Annotated in this window: 26 protein-coding genes; 9 read left to right on the top strand and 17 right to left on the bottom strand. The window is 52.4% G+C overall.

What is annotated here, in order from left to right; genetic code table 11:
* Positions 1–10: 10 nt before the first annotated feature.
* The 3 genes from panC to MXMO3_RS12820 form a co-directional block, all read right to left on the bottom strand.
* Entirely contained in the window at positions 11–847 is an 837-nt protein-coding gene (gene panC, locus MXMO3_RS12830) for a pantoate--beta-alanine ligase (protein ID WP_117396127.1), read from the bottom strand.
* 3 nt (positions 848–850) lie between these two features.
* Positions 851–1,678, bottom strand: a complete 828-nt coding sequence (panB, locus tag MXMO3_RS12825; RefSeq protein WP_117396818.1) for a 3-methyl-2-oxobutanoate hydroxymethyltransferase — start codon at positions 1,676–1,678, stop codon at positions 851–853.
* 101 nt (positions 1,679–1,779) lie between these two features.
* Positions 1,780–2,100 carry an ArsR/SmtB family transcription factor gene (locus MXMO3_RS12820; RefSeq protein ID WP_245985741.1) on the bottom strand — a complete coding sequence of 107 codons (321 nt, stop codon included), beginning with the start codon at positions 2,098–2,100 and terminating at the stop codon, positions 1,780–1,782.
* 159 nt (positions 2,101–2,259) lie between these two features.
* On the opposite strand from MXMO3_RS12820, the gene MXMO3_RS12815 reads away from it, so the two are divergent.
* From MXMO3_RS12815 to MXMO3_RS12785, 7 genes are all read left to right on the top strand, one after another.
* On the top strand, positions 2,260–2,688 hold the full coding sequence (locus MXMO3_RS12815) for a YeeE/YedE family protein (RefSeq protein ID WP_027833495.1): 429 nt from the start codon (positions 2,260–2,262) through the stop codon (positions 2,686–2,688).
* A gap of 1 nt (position 2,689) precedes the next feature.
* Positions 2,690–3,133, top strand: a complete 444-nt coding sequence (locus tag MXMO3_RS12810) for a DUF6691 family protein (RefSeq protein ID WP_027833494.1) — start codon at positions 2,690–2,692, stop codon at positions 3,131–3,133.
* 14 nt (positions 3,134–3,147) lie between these two features.
* On the top strand, positions 3,148–4,047 hold the full coding sequence (locus tag MXMO3_RS12805; RefSeq protein ID WP_051213090.1) for an MBL fold metallo-hydrolase: 900 nt from the start codon (positions 3,148–3,150) through the stop codon (positions 4,045–4,047).
* Positions 4,048–4,057: 10 nt separating this feature from the next.
* Positions 4,058–4,402 carry a protein tyrosine phosphatase family protein gene (locus tag MXMO3_RS12800; protein ID WP_117396126.1) on the top strand — a complete coding sequence of 115 codons (345 nt, stop codon included), beginning with the start codon at positions 4,058–4,060 and terminating at the stop codon, positions 4,400–4,402.
* A 28-nt stretch (positions 4,403–4,430) separates the two neighbouring features.
* The gene (locus MXMO3_RS12795) at positions 4,431–6,179 is read left to right on the top strand and encodes a SulP family inorganic anion transporter (protein ID WP_117396816.1); all 1,749 of its coding nucleotides are present in this window, start codon (positions 4,431–4,433) and stop codon (positions 6,177–6,179) included.
* 289 nt (positions 6,180–6,468) lie between these two features.
* On the top strand, positions 6,469–7,416 hold the full coding sequence (locus MXMO3_RS12790; protein ID WP_117396125.1) for a carbon-nitrogen hydrolase family protein: 948 nt from the start codon (positions 6,469–6,471) through the stop codon (positions 7,414–7,416).
* A gap of 186 nt (positions 7,417–7,602) precedes the next feature.
* Positions 7,603–8,637 carry a TRAP transporter substrate-binding protein gene (locus MXMO3_RS12785; protein ID WP_205468018.1) on the top strand — a complete coding sequence of 345 codons (1,035 nt, stop codon included), beginning with the start codon at positions 7,603–7,605 and terminating at the stop codon, positions 8,635–8,637.
* An 86-nt stretch (positions 8,638–8,723) separates the two neighbouring features.
* Here MXMO3_RS12785 and MXMO3_RS12780 read toward each other — a convergent pair whose 3' ends face one another.
* From MXMO3_RS12780 to aptA, 9 genes are all read right to left on the bottom strand, one after another.
* A complete protein-coding gene (locus tag MXMO3_RS12780; protein ID WP_027833487.1) occupies positions 8,724–9,716 on the bottom strand; it encodes an ABC transporter substrate-binding protein in 993 nt (330 codons plus the stop codon).
* 49 nt (positions 9,717–9,765) lie between these two features.
* Positions 9,766–10,629, bottom strand: coding sequence for an ABC transporter permease (locus tag MXMO3_RS12775; RefSeq protein ID WP_117396124.1), 864 nt, complete (start codon positions 10,627–10,629; stop codon positions 9,766–9,768).
* Positions 10,626–11,525, bottom strand: coding sequence for an ABC transporter permease (locus MXMO3_RS12770; protein WP_027833485.1), 900 nt, complete (start codon positions 11,523–11,525; stop codon positions 10,626–10,628). The genes MXMO3_RS12775 and MXMO3_RS12770 overlap by 4 nt, the downstream gene beginning before the upstream one ends.
* Positions 11,515–12,300 (bottom strand): ABC transporter ATP-binding protein, encoded by a 786-nt coding sequence (locus MXMO3_RS12765; protein WP_117396123.1) that lies wholly within the window; start codon positions 12,298–12,300, stop codon positions 11,515–11,517. The genes MXMO3_RS12770 and MXMO3_RS12765 overlap by 11 nt, the downstream gene beginning before the upstream one ends.
* On the bottom strand, positions 12,297–12,791 hold the full coding sequence (locus tag MXMO3_RS12760) for a hypothetical protein (RefSeq protein WP_117396122.1): 495 nt from the start codon (positions 12,789–12,791) through the stop codon (positions 12,297–12,299). The genes MXMO3_RS12765 and MXMO3_RS12760 overlap by 4 nt, the downstream gene beginning before the upstream one ends.
* A gap of 6 nt (positions 12,792–12,797) precedes the next feature.
* Positions 12,798–14,252 (bottom strand): dihydropyrimidinase, encoded by a 1,455-nt coding sequence (hydA, locus tag MXMO3_RS12755; RefSeq protein ID WP_117396121.1) that lies wholly within the window; start codon positions 14,250–14,252, stop codon positions 12,798–12,800.
* Between the two features lie 208 nt (positions 14,253–14,460).
* Positions 14,461–15,711 (bottom strand): Zn-dependent hydrolase, encoded by a 1,251-nt coding sequence (locus MXMO3_RS12750; protein WP_027833482.1) that lies wholly within the window; start codon positions 15,709–15,711, stop codon positions 14,461–14,463.
* A 32-nt stretch (positions 15,712–15,743) separates the two neighbouring features.
* On the bottom strand, positions 15,744–17,234 hold the full coding sequence (locus MXMO3_RS12745) for a CoA-acylating methylmalonate-semialdehyde dehydrogenase (protein WP_117396120.1): 1,491 nt from the start codon (positions 17,232–17,234) through the stop codon (positions 15,744–15,746).
* Positions 17,235–18,560, bottom strand: coding sequence for an omega-aminotransferase AptA (gene aptA, locus MXMO3_RS12740; RefSeq protein ID WP_117396119.1), 1,326 nt, complete (start codon positions 18,558–18,560; stop codon positions 17,235–17,237).
* A gap of 510 nt (positions 18,561–19,070) precedes the next feature.
* Here aptA and MXMO3_RS12735 point away from each other — a divergent pair.
* Positions 19,071–19,709 (top strand): TetR family transcriptional regulator C-terminal domain-containing protein, encoded by a 639-nt coding sequence (locus MXMO3_RS12735; RefSeq protein WP_027833479.1) that lies wholly within the window; start codon positions 19,071–19,073, stop codon positions 19,707–19,709.
* A gap of 3 nt (positions 19,710–19,712) precedes the next feature.
* Here the strand turns inward: MXMO3_RS12735 and MXMO3_RS12730 are convergent, their stop codons facing one another.
* From MXMO3_RS12730 to MXMO3_RS12720, 3 genes are read right to left on the bottom strand one after another with little or no spacing between them, the layout of a single operon-like run.
* Positions 19,713–20,615: a DMT family transporter gene (locus MXMO3_RS12730; RefSeq protein WP_281273952.1), complete on the bottom strand. Its 903-nt coding sequence runs from the start codon at positions 20,613–20,615 to the stop codon at positions 19,713–19,715.
* Between the two features lie 47 nt (positions 20,616–20,662).
* Complete coding sequence (gene preA / locus MXMO3_RS12725; protein ID WP_027833477.1) at positions 20,663–21,973, bottom strand: NAD-dependent dihydropyrimidine dehydrogenase subunit PreA; 1,311 nt, start codon at positions 21,971–21,973, stop codon at positions 20,663–20,665.
* A gap of 13 nt (positions 21,974–21,986) precedes the next feature.
* Complete coding sequence (locus tag MXMO3_RS12720; protein ID WP_117396118.1) at positions 21,987–23,342, bottom strand: NAD(P)-dependent oxidoreductase; 1,356 nt, start codon at positions 23,340–23,342, stop codon at positions 21,987–21,989.
* Positions 23,343–23,735: 393 nt separating this feature from the next.
* On the opposite strand from MXMO3_RS12720, the gene MXMO3_RS12715 reads away from it, so the two are divergent.
* Positions 23,736–24,296 (top strand): peroxiredoxin, encoded by a 561-nt coding sequence (locus tag MXMO3_RS12715; protein ID WP_205468017.1) that lies wholly within the window; start codon positions 23,736–23,738, stop codon positions 24,294–24,296.
* Between the two features lie 49 nt (positions 24,297–24,345).
* Here the strand turns inward: MXMO3_RS12715 and MXMO3_RS12710 are convergent, their stop codons facing one another.
* Both MXMO3_RS12710 and MXMO3_RS12705 read right to left on the bottom strand, forming a co-directional pair.
* Positions 24,346–25,017 carry a GntR family transcriptional regulator gene (locus tag MXMO3_RS12710; RefSeq protein ID WP_027833474.1) on the bottom strand — a complete coding sequence of 224 codons (672 nt, stop codon included), beginning with the start codon at positions 25,015–25,017 and terminating at the stop codon, positions 24,346–24,348.
* Between the two features lie 103 nt (positions 25,018–25,120).
* A complete protein-coding gene (locus MXMO3_RS12705; protein ID WP_117396813.1) occupies positions 25,121–25,741 on the bottom strand; it encodes a class I SAM-dependent methyltransferase in 621 nt (206 codons plus the stop codon).
* Positions 25,742–25,965: the final 224 nt, after the last annotated feature.

The raw sequence follows: 25,965 nt of genomic DNA, 5'->3' as shown, positions 1-25,965 counted from the left end.
ACCGCCTTTTTTATATCTGAATATTGTCAATCAAGCGCACATCTTCCAAGAACACAGCGGCGAACAAACGGGCTGGTCGATCCAGATTGGTGGCGAGTTCGAGATTTTCCAACTCCCGCACTTCAAAATAATCCACTTTGCCAAATCCCGCGTCAGCCAGTTCCGATTTAGCGGTCGACATTGCCCTTTCTATCGGCGTGCCGCCCTTTATCGCCTCGGCGCTCTGCTGCATTATTTGATGTAGTTGCGGCGCAATCCGTCGCCCTTCTTCACTCAAACGCATATTGCGCGACGACATGGCTAAACCATCATGCTCGCGCATCGTTGGGCAGCCGATAACATCAATATCGATATTGAGATCCGCCACTACCCGACGAATGACCTGCAATTGCTGGAAGTCTTTTTCACCAAAGAAGGCCTTGTCCGCTCCGGTTTGCAATAACATTTTGCTGACCACAGTGGCCACGCCGTCAAAATGGCCCGGCCGCGATGCCCCACAAAGGCAGTCGGTCAAACCTGCAACACTCACTTTGGTGGCAAATCCTTGGCCATACATTTCGTCAGCACTGGGCAGATAAACAAGGTCAACGCCCAACGGGTCGAGCTGTTCAAGATCGGTTTGCTCCGTGCGGGGATAGGCCTGCAGGTCTTTAGGGTCGTTAAATTGCGTCGGATTGACAAAGATTGACACAATCACTTTATCGCTTTGCGCTTGTGCAGCCTTTACCAAGCTGAGATGCCCCTTATGCAGCGCACCCATGGTCGGCACAAAGCCGATGACATTGCCGCGCGCGTGCCAGTCTTTTTGCACAGCGCGGAGCTCTTTGACGGTCCGAACAATCTGCATGCGCTAGCTCTTTTTGGCCTTGGCGGCATAAACATGCGCATCTGTGGGGAAGCTGCGTGCACGCACTTCGCGGGCATAAAGTTCGATCGCTGCGTCGGCTTCGTCTGCCAACTCCGCATAGCGTTTGACGAATTTGGGTTTAAAGCTGGAAAATAGGCCCAACAGATCATCGACAACCAAAATCTGTCCGTCGCAATTAACAGAGGCACCGATGCCGATGGTCGGCACGCCAACGAGTTTGGTGATCTCATCAGCCAATGGCTGCGTTACCATTTCCAACACGATGGCAAAGGCGCCAGCGTCCTCAACAGCTTTGGCATCTTCCATGATGCGTTTGTGGTCATCGCCACGACCTTGCACCGAATAGCCGCCCATCGCTTTCACAGATTGCGGGGTGAGGCCGATGTGGCCCATCACCGGAATGCCACGCTGGGTGAGATAGGCAATCGTCTCCGCCATATGCGCGCCGCCCTCAAGTTTCACCGCTTCGCAACCTGTTTTGCGCATCAGCTGCGCTGCATTTTCAAACGCCTGCTCTTTATTATGCTCATAAGAGCCGAAGGGCATATCCACCACCAGCAGCGCCTGGTCCACGCCGCGGCGCACCGCTTGTCCGTGCATGATCATCATGTCCATGGTGACGCTGAGCGTGCTTTCGAAACCGTGCAGCACCATGCCCACACTGTCGCCCACCAGCACCACATCGCAATGCTTATCCACCAGCCGCGCCATAGGCGTCGTATAGGCAGTGAGGCAAACAATAGGGTCTTGTCCCTTTTGCGCCTTCAGCGCATGGCCGCTTGGTGTTTTGAATTTGGAATTGGCACTCATTTGCGGGTCCTTTTGTGGGTCGCGCTGCAACATTCAGTCCGAACTGACGAATTTGAGCGCACTTTGGCGCTTCGCAAAGGATAAATCAATTAGGCCTTTGGTTAGGCCACGCTGTCCGGGCCACAATAGATGCCATAGAGCGTATGCAACACCGCTTCAACCTCTCCTGAGGCAAGGGAATAATAGATCACATTGCCATCGCGCCGTGTTTTGACCAGTTTGAGATTGCGCAATTTTGCCAAATGTTGCGAAAGGGCAGGCTGGGACAGGTCAACTTCCCCTGCCAAATCCAGCACAGACATTTCGTCTTCCACCAGCTTGCACAAAATCAAGAGGCGTTTGGGGCTGGACATTGCCGACAGAAGCTCCGAGGCCTCGGTTGCCCGTTCTTGCAAAAGTTCAAACTCGCTCGGTGCACTCACAACTATTTCCCTTAAACTGTTGTTGTTTTTTAACAAATTTTTTCAATTCCGCAAATTCAAATTTTATGAAAATCAGGACTTGCAATATATTAGAGTTTGCTTATATACCAATATGTGAGATGACACAAATAGAATAAACGAACGATAGGGTACGTATATATGACTGAATTTACGCCAGTTGAAGCCATAATAGGCGGCGGGCTGATTGGCATCGCATCTGTGTTGCTCATGGGATTGCATGGGCGCATCGCAGGCATGACTGGGATTTTGGCAGGCCTGTTGCCGCCATTCTCAGCTGATAAAGGGTGGCGAGCTGCCTTTTTGCTTGGTGCAATTTCCGGGCCACTTGCGATCTTTTTGATCTCAGGCACCCCGGTTGATTTTCAAAACCCAGTGCCAGTTTGGGCAATGATCTTGGGCGGTGTGATCGTCGGTATCGGCGTCAATTACGGCTCAGGCTGCACATCAGGGCACGGCGTTTGCGGCATGGCGCGCTTTTCCATTCGCTCCATCGCGGCCACGGCCACCTTCATGCTTTCAACCTTCATCACCGTTTATGTGGTGCGTCACATTTTGGGGGTGTTCTAAGATGCGTTTGATTTCATTTTACGCCATCGGCTTGGTTTTCGGCATGGGCATCGCCCTGTCTGGCATGGCCAATCCCGCCAAAGTCCTCAACTTCTTCGATGTTGCAGGCAATTGGGACCCAAGCCTCTTGCTGGTGATGATTTCGGCCTGGTTGGTCACCGTTGTGGGATATTTCTTTGTGCTGAAACGGCCAAAGCCAGTTTGGGCTGAAGTGTTCAGTCTGCCCCAAGCCAAGCAAATCGATTTGCCCCTTATTGGCGGCGCCACAGTATTTGGCATTGGTTGGGGCTTAACAGGCTACTGCCCAGGCGGGTCCATCCCGGCGCTCGGCCTTGGTTTGCCTGAACCTTTCATTTTCGTTGCAGCCATGATTGGCGGCATCATTTTCGCAAAGTTTTTGCGGTCCCGCGCCACCTTCGCGCAAACCGTACGTAACTCGAATTAACTAGGAGAATATAAATGACACAAGCTCTCCCATTTACACCTGATCTTGAGCAAAAACCGATCGTGACACCGTTCTTTGATGAACCAACCAACACGATTTCATATGTGGTTCAGGACCCGAACAGCAAAAAATGCGCCATTGTCGATAGCGTCATGGACATTGATTATGCGGCAGGTCACATCACTTATGATGGCGCAGATCGCATCATCAAATATGTGCAGGATGAAGGTCTTGAAGTGGAATGGTTGATCGAAACCCACGTCCACGCAGACCACTTGTCAGCAGCGCCATATATTCAATCGAAAGTTGGCGGCAAGTTGGGCATTGGTGAAAACATCACCATTGTGCAGGACACATTCGGCAAAGTCTTCAACGAAGGCACCGAGTTTCAGCGCGATGGCAGCCAGTTCGACAAGCTCTTTAAGGATGGCGACAGTTATAAAATTGGCGAACTGACCGCCTATGTCATGCACACACCTGGCCACACGCCGGCATGTATGACCCACACTATTGGCGATGCCGCTTTCGTCGGCGACACCTTGTTTATGCCAGATGGTGGTTCCGCTCGCGCAGACTTCCCCGGTGGCGACGCCCGGACCCTCTATCGTTCCGTGAAACGGGTGCTGCAACTGCCTGACGAGACTCGTCTTTTCATGTGTCACGATTACGGTCCAAACGGCCGCGACATTGAGTGGGAAACCTCTGTGAAAGAGGAGCGTGAGCACAATATCCACGTCAAAGACGGCATCTCAGAAGATGAGTTCGTCAAAATGCGCGAAGAGCGCGACGCGTCGCTGGATATGCCCAAGCTGATCATCCCATCACTTCAAGTGAACATGCGCGCGGGCAAAATGCCGCCAAAAGATGATGATGGTCACGTGTACCTCAAAGTGCCCGTCAACAAGTTGAAATAGGAGAAAACCGATGCAACTGAAACAGATCAACAAAGACTATTTCATTTCAGGCCAAGTGGGCTTTTCCGACCTGCAAGTCCTGGCAGATCACGGCATCAAATCTTTGATTTGCGCACGTCCTGACCATGAAGAAGGCAACCAGCCACAATTTTCGGATCTGCAAAAACAGGCCGAAGCTGTGGGCATCAAAGCCGCACATGTGCCGATCAAACCCGGCCAGGCCTGCGGCGATGATGTGGACAAATTTGCTAAGGCATTCAACGAGCTGCCAAAGCCGATTTTGGGATATTGCCGCTCTGGTATGCGCGCCCACGCTTTATGGGAACTCGACGACGAGTCTCGCGCAAACCGCTAATTTTTCTTTGAGTTGAAAGTGAATGCCAATGCTTGATCGCATCAAAAAGCTGCCCGTTTTCGATTGGGGAAAAACCTATAATGGCGAGATTTTCACGGCGGATATGATCGCCGCGATCATCGTGACCATCATGTTGATCCCGCAATCCTTGGCTTATGCCTTGTTGGCCGGGCTGCCGCCGCAAATGGGGCTTTATGCATCCATCTTGCCATTGGTCGCTTATGCGCTTTTTGGTTCGTCCCGCACCTTGGCAGTTGGTCCTGTGGCAGTGATTTCCTTGATGACTGCTGCCGCTGTGGGCAAACTTGCCTTGCAAGGAACGGCTGAATATGCGGCTGCTGCAATCTTATTGGCGTTCATTTCAGGCGTGATGTTGCTGGCGTTGGGCCTATTCCGGATGGGTTTTCTTGCGAATTTCCTTTCCCATCCGGTCATCGCCGGCTTCATCACGGCCTCTGGTATCATCATTGCGACCAGTCAACTCAAACATGTGTTTGGCGTGGATGCCCACGGGCATAATTTGTTGGACTTGATAACCTCCTTGGTCGCCCATGTGGGGGAGATTAATTGGATCACCGCCGCAATAGGCATCCCCGCCGCCCTATTCTTGTTTTGGGTCCGCAAAGGGCTCAAACCGCTTCTGATCAAACTTGGCCTCGGCAAGCGATTGGCTGACATTTTGGCCAAAACCGGCCCGGTCTTTGCTGTTGCCATCAGCATTGCCATTGCCGCAGCATTTCAACTGGATTCACAAGGCGTCGCGTTGGTGGGCAGCGTGCCGCAAGGTTTGCCCGCGCTGGCCTTACCCGCGTTCGACTTAGAGTTGGTCTTTGCCTTGGCAGGATCAGCAGCCTTAATCTCGGTTATTGGCTTTGTTGAATCGGTCAGCGTGGCGCAAACTTTGGCGGCCAAACGCCGTCAACGCATTGATCCGGACCAAGAGTTGGTGGGCCTGGGCGCTTCCAACTTGGCCTCCGCATTCGGCGGTGGCTATCCGGTCACTGGCGGCTTTGCCCGTTCGGTCGTGAACTTTGACGCTGGGGCGCAAACGCCTGCTGCAGGGGCTTTCACAGCTGTTGGTATTGCGCTGGCCACTTTTTTCCTCACACCCTTTCTGTTCTATCTGCCCAAAGCGGTGCTGGCCGCCACCATTATTGTGGCCGTGCTCAGCTTGGTCGACTTTTCGATCCTGGGGCGTACCTGGCGCTACTCCAAGGCCGACTTCGCCGCCGTTGCCGCAACCATGGCCATTACGCTGATTTGGGGGGTCGAGTTTGGGGTGACAGCGGGTGTGATTACCTCAATCGCCATCCATTTGTATAAAACATCAAAACCACATACCGCCATTGTGGGGCGTGTGGAAGGCACCGAGCATTTCCGCAATGTCGATCGCCACGATGTCATCACCTCAAAGGAAGTGCTTTCGTTGCGGGTCGATCAATCGCTCTATTTTGCCAATGCTCGGTTCTTGGAAGATAAGGTTTATGATCTTGTTGCGCAAAATAAAGACCTTAAACATGTGATTTTGATGTGTCCGGCGGTCAACGAAATCGATATGTCCGCACTGGAAAGTCTTGAAGCGATCAATGAGCGTTTGGCCAATTTGGATGTGAAGTTGCACTTTAGTGAAGTCAAAGGCCCGGTGATGGACAAGCTGGAAAAGTCCGACTTTTTGCAACACCTGACCGGCGAAGTGTTCTTGTCTCAATATCACGCCTATCGCGCTTTGGCGCCGCACACCTGCATGCCGCCAAACGGCGTCTCCGCGGCAAAGTAGTTGAGGTTGTAACTGGCGCAATTTTCCCTAGTTGATTGATTCAATTAGTTCAAATGCGGCCCTTCGCGGAATATATTCGTCAACGCCTCTATAATAGGGTGATAATGCCCTTGCTAAACTTCGTAGCGGCGAGTGGCAGGACATTAACTTAAAGATACCCAGCACTCCTGCTGATCTCGCCCTGCGAAACGCAAACTAGCCACACTTTAAGCCAAGTGTGGCTTTTGCATTTCTCATTGACCGTCACATTTTCCCTTGCCCACATTGTGTAAACAAGTGGGGATTGAAAATGAACGAGCTTAAAGTCGCCATCGCGCAAATCGCACCGGTTTGGCTCAATCGCGACGCCACCTTGCAAAAAGTCGCCGACTATATTCGGCAGGCGGCCGAGGAAAAATCCGATCTGGCTGTGTTTGGCGAGGCCTTGGTGCCGGGTTATCCCTTTTGGGTGGAACGCACCGAAGGCGCGCGGTTTAATTCGCCACTGCAAAAACAAATGTATGCCCATTATCTTGATCAAGGTGTGGTGATTGAGCGCGGCGATCTGGAGCCATTGGCAAAACTATGTGCAGAGCATCAAATCGCAACCTATCTTGGGGTGATGGAACGCGCGCCAGACAGAGGCGGCCACAGCCTTTATTGCACACTGGTTTATATCGATAAGACAGGCGAAGTCGGTTCGGTCCATCGTAAGCTGCAACCCACTTACGAAGAACGTTTGGTCTGGGCACAGGGCGATGGCCATGGTTTGCGCACCCATCAATTGAACGCGTTCACCCTAGGCGGGCTGAATTGCTATGAAAACTGGCTGCCCTTGGCCCGTGCGGCGCTTTACGGGCAGGGCGAAGATCTGCGCATTGCCGTGTGGCCAGGCTCCAACGGTTTAACGCAGGACATTACTAGATTTGTTGCACTGGAAGGGCGGTCTTTCGTCGTGTCGGCGTCAGGTATTATGCGTCCATCAGATATGCCCAACGATCTACCCGTCTATGAGTTGATGATGGAAAATGCGCCCAACTATTTTGCCAATGGCGGCTCAGCGGTTGCGGCGCCCAATGGCGATTGGCTGCTGTCCCCACAAACTGAGCAAGAGGGGCTATTCTGCGTCAAGCTGGATCATCGGATGGTGCGTGAAGCGCGACAAAACTTTGATGTCGCTGGCCATTATGCACGCCCCGACGTGACCTGCCTTGAGATTAATCGGGAACGACAATCGACCGTTCGTTTCGCTGAATAGGGCAGGCGCGCCAACGCCTGCCACAACGTTTTGGTCTCGAATTGGTGCGTCAACTTTCGGCCATACCGCGCATTTAGCAGTTGCTTGTTGCATCTAAATTGTGAATGGTGCGCCCAATCGGGCGAAAGCCCAGTATGTCCCTCAAATTGTTTCAGTTGGAACTGAAACCGGAAAGGATGACCTGAGATGAACACCCCAAAAATCGCCGCTATGCTTGGCCTTGCCACAGGTTTGCTGGCAAGCTCTGCTTCATTCGCGGCCGAGTATAATTTCAAATTGCATCACTTTTTGGGGCCACAAACCCCGTCGCATCTGGAAACAGTTGCGCCCTGGGCTGAAGCAATTGAAAAAGCCTCTGATGGCCGCGTTGAGATCGAAATCTACCCCTCAATGTCACTGGGCGGCACACCACCTGAGTTGGTTGGCCAGGCCCGTGATGGGGTTGTCGATATCGTGTGGACCGTGAATGGCTATACCGCTGGCCTGTTCCCACGCACCGAAGTGTTTGAATTGCCCTTCGTGCACCGCAACGATCCAGCCGCCACCAATTTGGCCATGCATGATCTGTTTGAAGATCACTTGCGCGAAGAATATAAAGGCCTTGAGGTCATGTTTTTGCATGTGCACCAGGGCAATGGCTTGCACACTGTCGACAAAGACGTGCGCACTCCGGCAGATGTGGCGGGGTTAAAAATCCGCACGCCATCACGCACAGGCGCTTGGACCATTGAAGCTCTGGATGCCGCGCCGGTCGCGATGCCAGTGCCAAGTTTGCCGCAAGCCTTGTCGAAAAAGACAGTTGATGCGGCTTTTGTACCGTTTGAGATTATCCCTTCACTGAAGCTGGAACAGCAAACCCAATATCAAATTGAAGGCACAGACCAAACCCGCTTCGGCACATTGGTGTTCCAAATGTCGATGAATAAGGGCAAATGGGATAGCTTGCCGGAAGATATTCAGCAGATCTTTAAAGATCATTCTGGTCCCGAATGGCTCGCGCAATTGGGCCAGGTTTGGGCGGAAAACGATATTGAAGGTATCGAGCAGGCCACTGCGGCGGGCAACGAACATATCGTTTTGGATCAAGCGCAGACAGATGCTTTTGAAAAAGCGCTGATGCCCGTTATCACCCGCTGGGTTGATGAAGCCAATAAGGCCGGTATCGAGGGTGAGGCATTGTTGCAATCGGCAAAGGATGCCATTGCGGCGCACAATCAATAATCAATTGCGCATTTGATGCTCAAATAGAAAAGCGCGGCTCCTTGTGAAAAGAGCCGCGCTTTTTTTACGATCGTGAACGATATGGCTTACATGCCGATCTTGTCAGTCACAATTGATGTCCACGCATTTTTCGGTGGCGCTGAAATCACCGGATCAGAACCGCCGGCCAACAATGTCGCCACTGTGCGGTTATAATCGTCTTCATCCAAACTGCCATCTGTGCCTGCAGTCAGCTTAGAAACTTCGCGCATCATGCGACGCTGGTGCTCTTCAGTTTGAGCGCCGGTATCATCATTTTCTAGCACGATGTCAGCAGCTTCGTCTGGGTTCTCTTCCGCGTATTTCCAGCCCTTCATTGAGGCTTCAACAAACCGCGCGAACTTGTCGACCATTTCTGGATCATCAAGGTCTTCTTCCAGCACGTATAGGCCATCTTCCAATGTGGCAACGCCCGCATTTTCATATTTGAAGGTCACCAATTCATCTTCAGAAATGCCTGCGTCAATGATCTGCCAATATTCATTGTAGGTCATTGTGGATACGCAATCGGCTTGTTTTTGCAACAATGGATCTACGTTAAAGCCCTGCTTCAAAACGGTCACACCGCCTTCGCTGCCGTCAGTAGGTAGCCCCAACTGGCTCATCCAAGATAGGAATGGATATTCATTGCCAAAGAACCACACGCCAAGCGTTCTGCCGGGGAAATCGTCTGGTGACTTGATGCCGGTTTCTTTCAAGCAGGTCAGCATCATGCCGGAGCGTTTGAAAGGTTGGGCGATATTGACCAAAGGCACGCCTTTTTCGCGTGAAGCCAAAGCAGATGGCATCCAGTCAACGATCACGTCAGCGCCGCCGCCAGCAATCACCTGTGGTGGCGCAATATCTGGACCGCCTGCCTTGATTTCCACATCAAGACCAGCTTCATCATAATAGCCTTTGTCCTGTGCAACATAATACCCGGCAAATTGGGCTTGCGTGACCCATTTGAGCTGCAGCGTAAGCTTGTCTTGCGCCAAGCCTGTTGTTGCGGCCATAAGGCTGGTTGCCAGCCCTAAAGTCAGTGCGAGTGTTTTTTTCATCCTGTTTCCTCTTCAAAGTCCTCTATAAATTCCAAATCGGTTGTTATTATTATTTTGTCCGATAGGAAGGGTGCCAAAAAGTGACTGCCCGTTCCAGCAAGGCAAGAAGCCCATAGGAGAGGGAGCCGGCGAGAGCCGCGACAAAAATCTCAGCCCAGACCATGTCAACATTCATCCGCCCCACCTCGGTGGAGATGCGGAAACCCATGCCAACAATCGGTGTGCCGAAAAACTCGGCAACAATCGCGCCAATCAATGCCAATGTGGAATTGATTTTAAGCGCATTAAAAATAAACGGCATTGCCGCAGGCAGGCGCACCTTCAGAAGCGTCTGCCAGTAGTTTGAGGCGTAAGTGTGCATCAAATCCCGTTCGATGTGACCCGTGGCGGCCAAGCCAGAGACCGTGTTCACCAACATGGGGAAGAAGGTCATGATCACCACGATGGCGGCTTTTGAGGGCCAGTCAAACCCGAACCACATCACCATAATGGGGGCCATGCCCACAATCGGCAATGCGGCCACCAAATTGCCCACGGGCAACAGGCCTTTGCGCAAAAACGGGATGCGGTCCACAATGATGGCGGCAACAAAGCCTGAGCCGCAGCCAATGGCATATCCAGCAAGAACCGCCTTCAAATAGGTTTGCTGAAAGTCAGCCCACAAAATATCCACTGAGTTGGTGATCCGGCCCCAAATCATAGATGGCGGCGGCAACAACACGGTTGGCACGTTAAACCCGCGACAAAATCCTTCCCACAGCATCAGCAAAGCTGCGCCAAATAGAATGGGGATGAAAATATCCACGCTGGTTTGCACATTGTTGTCGTCGAAGCGCATTTTGGCCAGCTTTTGGTTGATCGCCCAAGTGGCAATCCAGAAAGCTAGCGCGACAATAATCCAAGTCATATTCATGCTGCCATCCCCATGCGTCGGGTCACTGTGCGACCAATAACATCAACAACCATCACCAAAGCGGCGGCCAATAAAGAGGCTGCAATGAGCGCTGACCAGATTTGAATTGTTTGGCCGTAATAAGAGCCAGACAAAAGCCGCGCGCCCAAGCCCGCCGATGCACCAGTGGGCAATTCGCCCACAATCGCGCCGACCAGTGAGATTGCGACTGCAACCTTCATCGACGTGAACAGAAATGGCACTGAAGCAGGCCAACGTAGCTTCCAAAACACCTGGGATCGGCTGGCATTATAGGTGTGCATCAGGTCCAAATGCATCACTTCGGGCGAGCGAAGCCCTTTCACCATGCCCACAGCCACCGGGAAGAACGACAGATACATGGAGATCACGGCTTTGGGTAAGAGCCCCGAAATACCAATCGCGTTCAACACCACAATCACCATCGGCGCGATGGCCAAAATGGGGATGGTTTGTGAGGTGATGATCCACGGCATCAAACTCTTGTCCAACACCCGCGAATGAACGATGCCGACGGCCAATAAAATGCCGAGCACAGTGCCCATGGCAAAACCCAGCAAAGTTGAAGAGAGCGTCACCCACGTATGATAAACCAATGAACGTTTAGACGTGATTTTCTTTTCAACGGTTGTTTCCCAAATCTCCACGGCCACTTGATGCGGCGCAGGCAAAATGGGTCGCTTTTGCGCCATGGTGTTGGCGATGAGCTGGGTGGTTGAAATTTCGGTGTCCGCCCGTGCAGCCTGATCGCGTTCAAAGGGCGCGTTGAGCACCACCGTGAACACATACCACAGCATGAAAATGCCAATGAGCACCGTACCGATCGGGATTAACCGATCATGTAAAAAAGCGGAAAATCCCTCTCGATCATGTGTCATCGGCATGCCCCAGCTTTAGGCCTTCGCGCACCTGATGTGCAATTTCGATGAAACGCGGGGTTTCGCGAATATCCAATGTGCGATTGTCCCCCAAATCACAGTCGATAATCTCGTGTATTCGGCCCGGACGGGGGCTCATCACCACAATCTTGGTGGACAGGAACACCGCCTCAGGGATCGAGTGGGTCACAAACACCACGGTCTTTTTTGTTTTGGCCCAAAGATCCAACAATTGCTCGTTGAGATAATCCCGCACGATTTCATCGAGCGCGCCGAAGGGTTCGTCCATCAACAACATATCCGGATCAAAGCTCAGCGCCCGGGCGATGGAGGCACGCTGCTGCATGCCGCCCGAAAGCTGCCATGGAAACTTGTTGGCAAATCCATCAAGATTGACCAATTCAAGGTTCTTTTTCACCAGCTCTTCGCGCTTGGCTTTGTCAACGCCCATCACCTCAAGCGGCAAGGCGATATTGTCGCCAATGGTCCGCCATGGATAAAGCGCTGCCGATTGAAACACATAGCCATAAGCCCGCTTCATCCGCGCCTCTTCAGGCGTCATGCCATTGACTTCAATGGAGCCGCCCGTGGGCTTTTCCAAATCCGCGATCACCCGCAAAAGCGTGGTCTTGCCGCACCCGGAAGGGCCGATAAAGGAGACAAATTCGCCCCGATCAATGGTTAGATCGATGCCCTTAAGCGCATGCACCGGACCATCATTGGTTTCAAATGTGAGATCCAGATTGTTGGTTTGAATTACGGTGTTTTCGCTCATACTGATCCCAATGGTTCTTTTTTTGATTTTTGTTCATGCATTGCGATTTTTCTAAATGTGATGCCGGCAATGATGCCCACGATTAACGACAAAAGCGCGGCGATTACCTGAAACGTCATCGGTGACATTTCCGCAAATGCGAACGCTAATGCTGCGCCGGGAAGCCCATAAACAAGGCCGTAAGCTGCTGCGACGCGTTTTGATTGCCAGTGTTTTTTGTTAGCCAAATTCAGCCCCCAATTTGTCGGCAAGTAATAAATCAACCAAAGGACAAGCAATACACCGATTAAGTATGGCGCTTGAAACAGTAGTCCAGAAAGAACGCTGAGCAAAAATTCTCCAATTTCCGCCAATAACCCGTCCCTGCCAACAAATGCTGCGGACCATCCGAACGAAATTGACAATGCGTTTCCAATCACACCAATGACAATCGCGTAGGTATAAGCTTTCCTTGAAAATGGCAGGCTAGGTGGATTCACGCCGACTGACATTAACTGCTACACCCCACTTGCCGGAATGCCGGTACGTTCAACTTTGCGCGGTGCGGTCAGCTCTTTCCATTTCGACAAGGCTTTGTTGGTGGCGCCGAAGGAATCGCGTTCCACAAACTTGCCATGGCCTTCCTCAGTTTTCACTGCACCGTCATCAATCATCACTTTGCCGCGGCTCAGGGTGAAGCGCGGCAGGCCCTTCACATGCTTGCCTTCAAACACATTATAGTCGATGGCAGATTGCTGTGTTTTGGACTCGATGGTCTTTTCCTTGTTCGGGTCCCAAACCACCAAATCAGCGTCGGCCCCCACCAAAATCGCACCCTTTTTCGGATACATGTTGAGGATTTTCGCACTGTTGGTGGACGTAACCGCCACAAATTCATTCATGGTCAGGCGGCCGGTATTCACGCCATAGGTCCACAGCATCGGCATCCGGTCTTCCAACCCGCCTGTGCCGTTCGGGATCTTGGTGAAGTCGCCCACGCCATAGCGCTTCTGCTCGGTGGTGAAGGCACAATGGTCCGTCGCCACAACTTGCAAGCTGCCTGATTGCAGGCCGTTCCAAAGGCTATCTTGGTGCTTTTTATTGCGGAACGGTGGTGACATTACGCGGCGGGCCGCATGGTCCCAATCTTTGTTGGCATATTCGCTGTCATCAAGGGTGAGGTGCTGAATGAGTGGCTCGCCAAACACACGAATACCATTTTGCCGCGCGCGACGAATGGCTTCATGCGCCTGCTCACTGGAGGTGTGCACAATATAAACCGGCACGCCTGCCATATCGGCAATCATGATCGCGCGGTTGGTGGCTTCGCCTTCCACTTCCGGTGGACGAGAATAGGCGTGTGCTTCTGGCCCATTATTGCCATCGGCCAGCAACTGCTCCTGCAATTGCGCGACCACATCGCCATTTTCCGCATGCACCAAGGGCAGGGCGCCAATCTCGGCACAGCGCTTGAAGGAGGCATACATTTCATCATCTTCCACCATCAAGGCGCCTTTATAGGCCATAAAATGCTTGAAGGTGTTGATGCCTTGTTTGGTGATTTCAGGCATCTCGTTGAATACCTGCTCACTCCACCAGGTTACGGCCATGTGGAATGAATAATCACAATTGGCACGCGTGGATTTATTGTCCCACATCTGCCGCGCTTCCAGCAGCGATTGGCCAGGGCTGGGCAGGCAGAAATCCACCACCATGGTGGTGCCGCCAGCCAGCGCCGCGCGGGTGCCGCTTTCAAAATCATCGCTGGAATAGGTGCCCATAAAGGGCATCTCCATATGGGTGTGCGGGTCAATACCGCCCGGCATCACATAACAGCCTGTCGCGTCCAGCACTTCATCGCCAGAAAGGTTGGGCCCAATCTCGGTGATCACGCCGCCTTCTGTTTTGACGTCTGCCTGATAAGTCAAATCCGCGGTGACAACTGTCCCGCCTTTGATCACTTTCGATGCCATATCTTCCTCCTATGGGTCGCTCTTTTGAGCCGTTATTAGTTCCTCTTAGATCTTAGAGTTGATCTCTAATGTATGCGCCGGATTTTTCCGGTCGTTTTATTGTGTCCGATCGTTTGTCGGACGCGGGGCTGTCGATAACCCTCTGCTGTCAATATGTAGCTTTTTTCTGTAGTCGCTGGCCCCGAGCTGTGCCCTGGGCCAGTCAAACTCACTCCACAATCTCCGCCGTTTCCACCACCGCATGGAACAACACATCTGCCCCGGCCGTGGCCCACTCTTGTGAAATCTCTTCATCCTCATTGTGGCTCAAGCCATCAACGCAAGGACACATCACCATAGCGGTAGGGGCGGTGCGGTTGATCCAGCAGGCATCATGGCCCGCGCCGGAAATAATGTCACGATGAGAATAGCCCAAGCGCTCCGCTGCGTCGCGCACGGCTTTCACACAATCCTTGTCGAACTCAACCGGATCGAAGCCACCAACTTTTTCAAGTTCAACCTCAAGTCCCATTTCATCGCAAATCTTCTTTGCGCCTTCGGCCAAACGCTTTTCCATATCTTGGATCACGCTCAAGTTTGGCGACCGGAAATCAACAGTGAATACGGCCTTGCCGGGGATCACGTTGCGGGAGTTCGGGTAAACATCAATATGGCCCGCTGCGCCCACAGCGTCTGGCTTGTGCGACCAAGCGATCTCATCCACCAGCTCCAAAATCCGCGCCATACCAAGGCCAGCATTTTTGCGCATGGGCATCGGGGTGGAGCCGGTGTGGCTCTCTTTGCCGGTCACCGTCACCTGCGTCCAGGAAAGGCCCTGGCCGTGGGTCACCACGCCAATGTCTTTGCCTTCGGCTTCAAGAATAGGGCCTTGCTCAATATGCAATTCAAAGAAGGCGTGCATTTTGCGGTCGCCCACTTCTTCTTCGCCCTTCCAGCCGATCCGCTCCAGCTCAGCGCCAAACTTTTTGCCTTCGGCATCTTCGCGATCATAGGCCCAATCTTGGGTGTGCATGCCAGCAAAAACCCCGGACGAGAGCATCGCCGGGGCAAATCGTGTACCTTCTTCATTTGTCCAGTTGGTAACAACAATTGGACGCTTGGTCTTAATCTTCATGTCATTGAGTGACCGGATGATTTCCAGCCCGGCCAACACGCCCAACACCCCGTCATATTTGCCGCCAGTGGGCTGGGTGTCGAGGTGGGAGCCAACATAAACGGGCAGGGCATCCGGATCGGTGCCTTCATGGCGCATAAACATGTTGCCCATCTGGTCAACACCCATACTCATGCCTGCATCTTCGCACCATTTGCGGAAAAGATGGCGCCCTTCGCCATCTTCATCGGTTACGGTTTGGCGGTTATTGCCACCGCGCACACCGGGACCGATTTTCGCCATTTCCATCAAGCTGTCCCAAAGCCGGTCGCCGTTGATTTTGTGATTTGTCCCTGGTGTTGTCATTGGTCTCTTCCCTTAGATTTTTATTGTCTCGCTCACGATGGGAAGGTGAATACTGCACCTTCTTTAATGCCGCCCGGCCATCTTGTGGTGACCGTTTTCAGCCGTGTGTAAAAATGAACGCCCTCTGGGCCATACATGCCATGCGCCCCAAATGAGGAACGCTTCCAGCCGCCAAAACTATGATAGGCGACAGGCACAGGGATCGGCACATTCACGCCCACCATGCCCACTTCAATCTTGTCAGCAAATTCACGGGCCGCATCGCCATCGCGGGTGAAAATAGCGGTGCCATTGCCATATTCGTGGCTGTTGATCATATCCACGGCTTCGCCATAGTCCTTGGCGCGCACAACGGACAGAACGGGGCCGAAAATCTCTTCTTTATAGATCGACATATCAGTGGTCACACGGTCAAACAGTGTGCCGCCAACATAATAGCCGTTTTCATAGCCCTGAGGGGCGTAGCCACGGCCATCAACCACCAATTCGGCGCCAGCTTTCTCGCCTTCATCGATGTAGCCCAAAACTTTGTCCTGATGCGCTTTAGTGATCAGCGGGCCCATTTCGGCGTCGCCATCGGTCGCGGGGCCAACTTTAAGCGCTTCCACGCGCGGCCGCAGTTTCGCCACCAACGCGTCAGCGGTTTTCTCGCCCACAGGTACCGCAACCGAAATCGCCATGCACCGTTCGCCAGCCGAACCATAGCCCGCGCCCATCAAGGCGTCCGCAGCTTTGTCCATATCCGCGTCAGGCATCACGATCATGTGGTTTTTCGCGCCGCCAAGGGCCTGTACGCGTTTGCCTGCATCGGTGCCGCGCTTGTAAACATATTCTGCAATTGGGGTAGAGCCCACAAAGCTGATGGCTTTCACATCAGGGTGGTCCAACAGCGTATCAACCGCCAATTTATCCCCATGCACCACATTCAGCACGCCATCGGGGAAGCCAGCTTCTTTAAACAAGTCCCACACCAACATCGGTGCAGATGGGTCACGCTCTGACGGCTTCAACACAAAAGTGTTGCCGCATGCGATGGCCACGGGATACATCCACATCGGCACCATTGCTGGAAAGTTGAAAGGGGTGATCCCCGCCACAACGCCCAGCGGCTTGCGGTCTGCAACTGTATCGACGGACGGTCCAACATTGCGGCTAAAATCGCCCTTCAATAAAGAAGGAATGCCACAGGCATATTCCACCACCTCAATGCCGCGGGCCACTTCGCCCAGCGCATCATCATGGGTTTTGCCGTGTTCTTTGGAGATTTCCCGCGCAATGTCATCCGCATGTTTGTTCAACAACTCGTTGAACTTAAACATAAAACGCGCGCGTTTGAGCGGTGGCATGTCGCCCCACGCAGGTGCCGCGGCTTTTGCGGCGGCAACGGCTGCGTTCACCTCATCAGCGGTGGAAAGCGGCAAGTCTGCGCTTTGCTCACCCGTCGCCGGGTTAAATACAGGCACACGGTTCGGGGAGGTGGACGTGACTTTTTCGCCATTGATGGCGTTTTGGATAATGTTCATTTATGCGGCCTCATTCAAAACGGTGCGTAGAGTGTCCACCAACTGATCAATATGCGATTTCTCGATGATCAATGGCGGGGAGAGGGCGATCGTGTCGCCCGTCGTGCGGATCAATAGGCCGCGTTCATAAGCGTCGAGGAAGCATGAGAAGGCGCGCTTGGTTGGTTCGCCCGCAATCCCTTCAAGCTCAATCGCACCAATCAGGCCAATATTGCGAATGTCGATCACATGCTTTGCATCTTTGAGCGAGTGCAATGCGTCTGCCCAATAAGAATCCATCTCCGCCGCGCGGGTGAGCAGCCCTTCCTCAGCATAGGTCTCCAGCGTTGCCAAACCTGCGGCGCTGGCAATCGGGTTGCCCGAATAGGTGTAGCCATGGAAAAACTCGATCAGATGTTCCGGGCCGTTCATAAAGGCATCGTGAATTTCATTGCTGACAAAAACGGCGCCCATGGGAATCACCCCGTTGGTCAAGCCTTTGGCGGTGGTGATCATGTCGGGCATCACATCAAAGTGCTGCGCCGCGAAAGGAGAGCCCAGGCGGCCAAAGCCGGTGATCACTTCATCAAAAATCAGCAAAATACCGTGCTTGGTGCAAATGTCGCGCAAGCGTTTCAAATATCCCTTCGGTGGGATCAACACGCCTGTTGAGCCAGCGACAGGTTCGACAATCACGGCTGCTACGGTAGACGCGTCGTGCAGCGCCACAATGCGCTCCAGTTCATCGGCCAAATCGCCGCCATGTTCTGGTTCGCCACGGGTAAATGCATTTTGATCCGGCAAGTGAGTGTGTGGCAGGTGGTCAACGCCGGTCAGCAGCGTGCCAAACATTTTCCGGTTGGCCACAATGCCCCCCACAGAAATGCCGCCAAAATTCACCCCATGATAGCCGCGCTCACGGCCCACAAGGCGCGTGCGCGATCCTTCACCTTTCACCTTGTGATAGGCGAGGGCGATTTTCAGCGCAGTTTCCACCGATTCCGACCCGGAATTGGTGAAGAACACATGGTCCATGCCATCGGGCGCCACATCGACCAATCGATTGGCCAGCTGGAAGGCTTTCGGGTGTCCCATCTGGAAGGCGGGGGCATAGTCCAACTCGCCAGCCTGTTGCTGGATCGCTTCAGTGATTTTCGGGCGGCAATGGCCCGCGTTGCAACACCACAGGCCTGCGGTGCCATCAAGCACTTCGCGGCCATCGCTGGTGGTGTAGTGCATATCTTTTGCACCCACAAACATACGTGGTTGTTTCTTGAATTGCCGATTGGCTGTAAACGGCATCCAAAATGCGTTTAGATCATTAGGTACATTTGTGGCGTCAGACATTTAAACGCGCCTCCCCCTCGCGAAATCGTTGCAGATCAACCAAGTGCTTGCAAGGTGTAAAATACTATGCAAAAAATTGACTGCTTGATCAAAGTTTAACAAGTCTATGCTAATGGTCAAGCGCAAACTGCGCTGTATTTGCATGAAATATTATGAGTTTAACTTAACACATGTTTTAGGTCATCGCGGCGGCTTGTCTCAGTCAATCGGGTCAGTAAAGCAGCAGTTTGGCGCGGCGTATGGTCGAAAAAAAGATGTTGGCGGGGCGGCGAAAAGAATTCGAGAATCTAAATTATAATGATAGTGGGTAGCAGCGTTGACGATTACTTGGGGAAGGTCAGCATATTAGCGGTTAGCTATTTGTAGACTAAGGTCTTGGTAATAAGCGCTAGACGCTCGCCTGAGATAAGTTTATGTGAAGCGGTGATGTTCGGAAAATCCCTTATCGATATGACAACTTTTGTTGCAACGGGATGACCAAATACAAGAATTGAGATGAAGGGATTGGCCATGGTTGGGGCTGGAATTCAAAAGCCAAAGCGGCGCACACGTATTCAACGTGCGAATGAGAAAAAAATTCTTGAGGCCGCGTTGGAAGTCTTTTCCCAAAATGGTTTCCGGGGTTCCACAATTGACCAGATCGCCGAAGAGGCGGGAATGTCTAAACCCAACCTGCTCTATTATTTCAAATCCAAGCAAGACATTCACGAAACGCTTTTGTCGCGTTTGTTGGATTCCTGGCTCGCCCCGCTGCGGGAATTGAGCGCTGAAGGTGATCCGCTGGAAGAAATCTTGAATTATGTGCGCCGCAAGATCGAAATGGCGCGGGACTTTCCGCGCGAAAGTCGCTTGTTCGCCAATGAGATTGTGCAAGGTGCGCCACGCATCAAGCCCATTCTAGAGGGCGAGATCAACGATCTTGTGCTCGAAAAATCGACCATCATGCGCAAATGGATGCAGGAAGGTCGGATCAAGCAGGTCGATCCGCGGCATTTGATTTTCTCGATCTGGGCCACCACCCAGCACTATGCGGATTTCGAAGTGCAGGTGAAAGTGGTGATGGGGCAGGGTATAGACGATCCGGCTCAATTCGAAGCGACCAAAGCCTATTTGGAACAGCTCTTCACATCCTTGCTGAAAATCGACTAGCAACTAGCCTTCTTTGGCAAATGCCAGAACCGCCAGCGCCAACACAGTGACCAGCGCCCCGACGGCGACGCTTGGGTTTACCCAGCCGCGCCCGCTCACGCCTTCAATCAGAATGATAAAGCTCGGCGTGAGATAGCCATAGGACATCACCTTCGATGCGGGCAGCCGCAGGCTGGCATATTGCAGCAGGAAAAAGGTGAGGGCTGTGGTGAAAATCGTCAGATACAGCCCGGCCCAATAGACGACTGCTGGCAGGTTCAGCCAATCGGTCTCCATAATGCCGTAAACCGCGTAGATGCTGAGGCAGAAGGCGCAGGCGGCCAATGTCCAAAATGAAAATTGAACCACGGGCTCACCGTGATTAAGCCGCCGCACCAGCGGCGCATAGGCGCCGTGGGCCACCACGCCGATGAAAAAGATAGCCTCGCCCGTGCCGATATTGAACGAGAGCAAAGCGTCCAAATCGCCACGAAAGATCACCCAGATTGCCCCGATGGCCGCAATGGTCAGGCTGATCATCATGCGTGGCGATACCCGTTGGGCCAAAAACACCACGCCAAATCCAGCCGAGATAATCGGCATCAATGTGAACACCGCCCCTGTCGATACCGGAGAAGCGATTTGCAAGGCCTCGAACATGGTCACAAAATAAACACCCATCAACGATCCAAGGATCAAGAACCGATAGGGTTTGGCGGGCAATAATCTTTTGCCTTGGGTCAGCGGCACACGCGTGAAATAGGCAATCAAGGCCATCACGATGGAGGCTAAAACAAAGCGCGAAGCGCTTAAGGCGCCTGCATCAATAAAAGGTGCTGCCAGGGCGCCGAATGAAAACGAGGCGGCGATCAGCATCGAGAAGAGTATCATAGCCAAATGGCCGCGAAGTTTTTCGCGGCCATCTATTGTGCGCTTAAAATAAGGGCGCTCAGCTGTTAGGGCGGGATCTTGCGTTATTCTGCCGCCTCCGTCTTGGCGCTTGGATTGTTCGGGTGCGTCGTCCAGTTGGCATATTCTGGATCAACCGGTTTGCCTGTGCGTGGATCTGTTCCGTCGATGGCTTCCATCGTGATGCAATCATCAACCGGGCAGACATTTACACATAGATTACATCCCACGCATTCCTCGTCAATCACTTCAAAGTGGCGTTTGCCATCCAGCATATTGGTGATCGCCTGGTGTGATGTGTCTTCACAGGCAATGTAGCAACGGCCACACTCAATGCACAAATCCTGATTGATCTTGGCCTTGGTGACATAGTTGAGGTTGAGATATTTCCAATCCGTCACATTCGGCACGGCACGGCCCACAAATTCATCAATGGACTTAATGCCTTTTTCGTCCATCCAATCGCTAAGCCCGGTGATCATCTCCTGCACCACTTTAAAGCCGTAGGTCATGGCAGCGGTGCACACTTGCACATTGCCACAACCAAGGGAGATAAATTCAGCCGCATCACGCCATGTGGTGATGCCGCCAATCCCTGAGATCGGTAGTCCGGCCGTTTCTTGATCGCGCGCAATTTCCGACACCATATTCATGGCGATGGGTTTCACCGCTGGGCCGCAATAGCCGCCGTGCGAGCCTTTGCCGTCAATGGTGGGCACAGGGGCGAAATTATCCAGATCAACTTCAACAATGGAGTTGATGGTGTTGATCAAGCTCACCGCATCCGCGCCGCCATTTTTGGCCGCACGCGCTGGATAGCGCACATCGGTGATGTTCGGCGTTAGCTTTACGATAACGGGCTTTGAATAGTACTTTTTGCACCATTCAGTGACCATTTGGATATATTCCGGCACCTGGCCAACAGCGGCGCCCATGCCGCGTTCGCTCATGCCGTGTGGGCAACCAAAGTTCAGCTCAATTCCGTCAGCGCCTGTTTCTTCCACCAGCGGCAGGATTGCTTTCCAGCTTTCTTCCTCGCAAGGCACCATCAGCGATACGATGATCGCACGATCGGGCCAGCGCTTTTTCACTTCTGTGATTTCTTTCAAATTCACATAAAGGTCGCGGTCGGTGATCAATTCAATATTGTTGAGCCCGATAAGGTGCCGGTCATGTCCATAAATTGCGCCATAGCGCGGACCATTCACATTGACCACTGGTGGGCCTTCTGAGCCGAGTGTTTTCCAAACGACACCGCCCCAGCCCGCTTCAAATGCGCGTTCCACATTGTATGCTTTGTCGGTAGGGGGCGCAGAGGCCAGCCAAAATGGGTTGGGAGACGAAATGCCTAGAAAATTTGAGGTTAAATCAGCCATGATGTTTCTCCTCCTAACCCTGTAAAACTGAATTGATATGTTGTGCTGCGACTTTGCCGTCTTCAACGGCTACCACCGTCAAATCTTCGCCGCCGACGATGCAATCGCCGCCCGCCCAAATCTTTTGGTGCGAGGTTTGCCGTGTGTCGCTCACTTTGATCCGACCATGCTCAAGATCCACCTGATGATCGCTCAAAAGGCTTGAATCAAACTTTTGGCCAATGGCTTTAAAGATTTGATCAGCTTGAATAATTTGCATTTCGCCTGTGCCGGAAAGCTTGCCGCCTTCATTCGATGTGGTTTCCACTTCCAGCCCGCAAACTTCGCCTTGGCCATTCAGTTGAATGCTGTTTGGCTGCCGCCAGTGCATAATCTTCACGCCATGGGTTTGCGCCAATTCCTGCTCATAAAGGCTGGCATTCATCGCGTCTTGTCCGCGGCGATAACAAATGGTCACATTCTCTGCGCCAAGCAATTTGGTTTGAATGGCAATATCGATGGCCGTCATGCCACCACCAATCACCACAACATTGCGCCCCACTGAGAGGCTGGATTTGTCTTCGGCCTGCCGAAGGGCCGCAATATAATCAATGGCGTCTTCACATCCGGGCGCATCTTCGCCTTCGAGATTGAGACGGTTTGTGTTCTTTAGCCCGAGGCCCAAAAACACAGCATCATAATCGCTGGCCAATTGGTCGAGCGCGATTTCCTGCCCCAACCGTTGCCCAGTTTTGATTTCAATCCCGCCAATTTCCAAAAGAAACTCAATTTCGCGTTGGGCAAAATTTTCGGTTGATTTGTAGCTGGCAATGCCAAATTCGTTCAGACCACCCGCCTTGTTGCGTGCTTCTAATACGGTCACGTCATGGCCTTCGCGCGCCAAATGGTGGGCACAGCTCATGCCTGCTGGGCCTGCGCCGACAATGGCAACCTTCTTACCTGTCTCAGCTTTGCGGGTGAAGGGGTGAGGACGATCACCTTCCATAAAGTGGTCCGTCGCATAGCGTTGCAGTTGACCGATTTTAACGGGCTTGCCTTCTGCCTCTTCGCGCACACACACTTCTTCGCACAAGGTTTCAGTGGGGCAAACGCGGGCGCACATGCCGCCCATAATGTTTTGATTGAAAATCGTCTTGGCTGACCCGGTGGGGTTATCAGCAGCGATCTGCCGAATGAAGAGGGGGATGTCAATGGAGGTTGGGCAGGCGGTCATGCACGGTGCGTCATAACAAAAATAGCAGCGCTCCGCTTCCACCTTCGCTTCGTGCCAGTCTAGTGGCGCGTGTAAATCCGAAAAATTCTCATCATATTGCGCGGAGTCTAAGCGTGCACTCTGCACATCGCGCGACAATGGCTGTCGATCAGACATCGTTTCCCCTCCCTAATTTGCCACGACCTGTTGGTAAGCAATTGTGCTGGACAAAAGTCTCCTCAAACTTTTTCAGCGCTCACGCGTCGTGATCCGATTTGAAAATCTTGAATTATTTTTATCAAAAGGTCAAATTTTTTTTCGCACTAATTTGAGGGCGTTGAAACCATGGCAAATAATACGTGCATAAATTGGCGAAATAGGCGACCAAATGGCGCATGTCGGCGCCGACATCTTGAGAAGTTCATCAAAGTGCGTTAAGAGCGCAGCTGCGAATTGTTCGCATTCTATAGTGCTTTCATTTGAAACAAATAAGTGGTGCTCATCATTTGGAGCAGCAGGGCACTTTTGGGCGAACAATCAACAGAATTTTGATCGAAAGAGGTGATGATAATGGCTCATGTAGGCATGCAACTTCCAAAGGTAGCTTTCCAGACTCGCGTTCGCGATGAGTCAATTGAAGGCCCAAACCCATTCCGCTGGGAAGAAAAGACAACTGACGATTATTTCAAAGGCAAACGTGTGGTGTTGTTTTCATTGCCAGGCGCGTTTACCCCAACATGCTCCACTTATCAGCTGCCAAACTATGAGAAATTGTTTGGTGAGTTTCAGGAAGAGGGCATCGACGCCATTTATTGCTTGAGCGTGAACGACGCGTTCGTGATGAACAAATGGGGCAAAGACCAAGGCGTTGAGAATGTGGGTTTGATCCCTGATGGTTCTGGCGAATTTACCCGTAAGATGGGCATGTTGGTCAAAAAAGACAATCTTGGCTTTGGCTATCGCTCATGGCGCTATGCCGCCATCATTGAAGATGGTGAAATTGTGGGCTGGTTCCCAGAGGCGGGCTTTGAAGATGATTGCCCAACAGACCCTTATGAAGTATCGAGCCCAGAGCACGTCATCACATGGTTGCGTGACAATAAGCCATTCGAAAAAGAGCAAGTTGCGTAAGCAATAACTCAGATCGAATCTTTTAAGGCGCGTTGCAAAACGCGCCTTTTTATTTGCTGTTCTCGCGTGTTTCTAAAAAGCTGATCAGCGAGGCGCTGGCGCCCAAAATATGCGCACGCGTCAATTCGGCCGCCCGTTCCTTGTCGCGCGCAATGCAGGCTTCCAAAATGCCCATATGTTCGCGCCGCGCCCGTTCCATGCCATCCGTCAGCACCAATTGCGCCCGCAAATAGCTCTCAATGCGATCAAGCGCCTGGCTGACAATTTTCAAATGGTAGGGGCGCTCCGCTTTAGCATAAAGCGCATAGTGAAAATCACGATTGAGTTCGCCATATCGTGCCGAATCGGTCTCGGTGGCAAAGGCATCGCAGGCGCGGCGGGCTTTCTCAATCGTTTCATCATCCATGTTCTCCACCGCATAGCGGATAACTTCGCCTTCCAGCAGCGCACGAAACTCAAAAACCTCACGCACCTCATCGACAGAGAGGGAGGTGACCGTGGTGCCCTTATAGCGTTCTGTCTTCACCAGCCCCTGCTGCTCCAGCCGGGAAAGCGCCTCACGCACCGGAATACGTGATGTGTTGAACATCTCTGCCAGCGCGTCTTGCCGCAAATGTTCACCCGCGCCAATTTCGCCGGTGAAGATCGCTTCGCGCAGGGCTTCAAAGATTAGATCGGCTGCCGAAGCCGACGCGCGCACATTGGTTGCGTTAAATTTCATAAGACTCTTATGCTCAAAAACAATTTGATCCCAACATATCTGACAGACATGGATTCCGCCAAGTCTGTATCATGGTATTGTTTCATAATGCGGCTCAATTGCCCTATGCAGGGCGGCGGGCCACGATGAAAGGCGCTGCCGTATGGCCGCCAAATGTCTTTTGTTCAATAATTTCAAAACCAGCCCTTTTTACCATCTGTGTGAGCGAAGCGCGTTGAAGCAGATGGACATTGGGCGGCGCAAGCCGAAACAGCGTCATTGCGGGCAAAACCAAGCGGGGCATAATGCCCATATCGCCGGGACAAACCGTTTTTGAAATGAAAAGCCCGCCCGGTTTCAGCTGGTTGAAGAGGCTTTTTAATGTCTGTTCCGTGTCTGGCACCAGATGCAGAATATGGAACGCACATACAACGTCAAAAGGCGCTTTCTCAAAGCTGCTGTCTGCATCCGCAACCACAAATTCGGTATTGTCCGGCGCTGACTTTCCTTTGGCGATGCGGATCATTTCTGATGAGATGTCGGACGCCGTCCAGCTGGCCACTTGCTCGGCCATGCGCACCGCCGTGCTGCCCGTACCGCACCCAATCTCCAATACATTGTCGCTGGCCGACAAATGCCGACCAATCTCGGTGAGCATTTCTTCATAAGACTGGACGTCACTGAGCGGTTTGGCGGCATAACCTTGCGCCTTTTTGTTCCAAAATCGGGCTGTTTGTGCGGTCATTGGGCGTCCTATCTCTGAAAAAATCTGGCTTACATGTAGTGCCGAAATGGGCTTCTGCAAACTGCCTGCAATTTTTAAAATCATAACCATCTGAAAAATATGCATTTTTTCATTTCTGTCTACATCTTATCCAAAAGAATGATATAAAATATAAAGAATATTGTAGATTGTATCCAATTTGATTGCTATAGAAAGAAGCGTAGAGCGCGAAATGTTGATCGCGC

The sequence above is a fragment of the Maritalea myrionectae genome (assembly GCF_003433515.1).
In the GTDB taxonomy this organism is placed as follows: domain Bacteria; phylum Pseudomonadota; class Alphaproteobacteria; order Rhizobiales; family Devosiaceae; genus Maritalea; species Maritalea myrionectae.
The sequence above is the reverse complement of the archived record's forward strand: the minus strand, read 5'-3'. Positions and strand labels throughout refer to the sequence as shown.

Coding starts and splice junctions, on each gene's coding strand:
- MXMO3_RS12745 (WP_117396120.1), bottom strand. CDS start 17,234: ATGAACATTATCCAAAACGCCATCAATGGCGAAAAAGTCACGTCCACC.
- MXMO3_RS12780 (WP_027833487.1), bottom strand. CDS start 9,716: ATGAAAAAAACACTCGCACTGACTTTAGGGCTGGCAACCAGCCTTATG.
- MXMO3_RS12705 (WP_117396813.1), bottom strand. CDS start 25,741: ATGACCGCACAAACAGCCCGATTTTGGAACAAAAAGGCGCAAGGTTAT.
- MXMO3_RS12710 (WP_027833474.1), bottom strand. CDS start 25,017: ATGAAATTTAACGCAACCAATGTGCGCGCGTCGGCTTCGGCAGCCGAT.
- MXMO3_RS12800 (WP_117396126.1), top strand. CDS start 4,058: ATGCAACTGAAACAGATCAACAAAGACTATTTCATTTCAGGCCAAGTG.
- MXMO3_RS12815 (WP_027833495.1), top strand. CDS start 2,260: ATGACTGAATTTACGCCAGTTGAAGCCATAATAGGCGGCGGGCTGATT.
- MXMO3_RS12735 (WP_027833479.1), top strand. CDS start 19,071: ATGGTTGGGGCTGGAATTCAAAAGCCAAAGCGGCGCACACGTATTCAA.
- MXMO3_RS12720 (WP_117396118.1), bottom strand. CDS start 23,342: ATGTCTGATCGACAGCCATTGTCGCGCGATGTGCAGAGTGCACGCTTA.
- hydA (WP_117396121.1), bottom strand. CDS start 14,252: ATGGCATCGAAAGTGATCAAAGGCGGGACAGTTGTCACCGCGGATTTG.
- MXMO3_RS12805 (WP_051213090.1), top strand. CDS start 3,148: ATGACACAAGCTCTCCCATTTACACCTGATCTTGAGCAAAAACCGATC.
- MXMO3_RS12785 (WP_205468018.1), top strand. CDS start 7,603: ATGAACACCCCAAAAATCGCCGCTATGCTTGGCCTTGCCACAGGTTTG.
- MXMO3_RS12775 (WP_117396124.1), bottom strand. CDS start 10,629: ATGAATATGACTTGGATTATTGTCGCGCTAGCTTTCTGGATTGCCACT.
- MXMO3_RS12810 (WP_027833494.1), top strand. CDS start 2,690: ATGCGTTTGATTTCATTTTACGCCATCGGCTTGGTTTTCGGCATGGGC.
- MXMO3_RS12715 (WP_205468017.1), top strand. CDS start 23,736: ATGGCTCATGTAGGCATGCAACTTCCAAAGGTAGCTTTCCAGACTCGC.
- aptA (WP_117396119.1), bottom strand. CDS start 18,560: ATGTCTGACGCCACAAATGTACCTAATGATCTAAACGCATTTTGGATG.
- panC (WP_117396127.1), bottom strand. CDS start 847: ATGCAGATTGTTCGGACCGTCAAAGAGCTCCGCGCTGTGCAAAAAGAC.
- MXMO3_RS12795 (WP_117396816.1), top strand. CDS start 4,431: ATGCTTGATCGCATCAAAAAGCTGCCCGTTTTCGATTGGGGAAAAACC.
- preA (WP_027833477.1), bottom strand. CDS start 21,973: ATGGCTGATTTAACCTCAAATTTTCTAGGCATTTCGTCTCCCAACCCA.
- MXMO3_RS12760 (WP_117396122.1), bottom strand. CDS start 12,791: ATGTCAGTCGGCGTGAATCCACCTAGCCTGCCATTTTCAAGGAAAGCT.
- MXMO3_RS12790 (WP_117396125.1), top strand. CDS start 6,469: ATGAACGAGCTTAAAGTCGCCATCGCGCAAATCGCACCGGTTTGGCTC.
- MXMO3_RS12750 (WP_027833482.1), bottom strand. CDS start 15,711: ATGACAACACCAGGGACAAATCACAAAATCAACGGCGACCGGCTTTGG.
- MXMO3_RS12765 (WP_117396123.1), bottom strand. CDS start 12,300: ATGAGCGAAAACACCGTAATTCAAACCAACAATCTGGATCTCACATTT.
- panB (WP_117396818.1), bottom strand. CDS start 1,678: ATGAGTGCCAATTCCAAATTCAAAACACCAAGCGGCCATGCGCTGAAG.
- MXMO3_RS12770 (WP_027833485.1), bottom strand. CDS start 11,525: ATGACACATGATCGAGAGGGATTTTCCGCTTTTTTACATGATCGGTTA.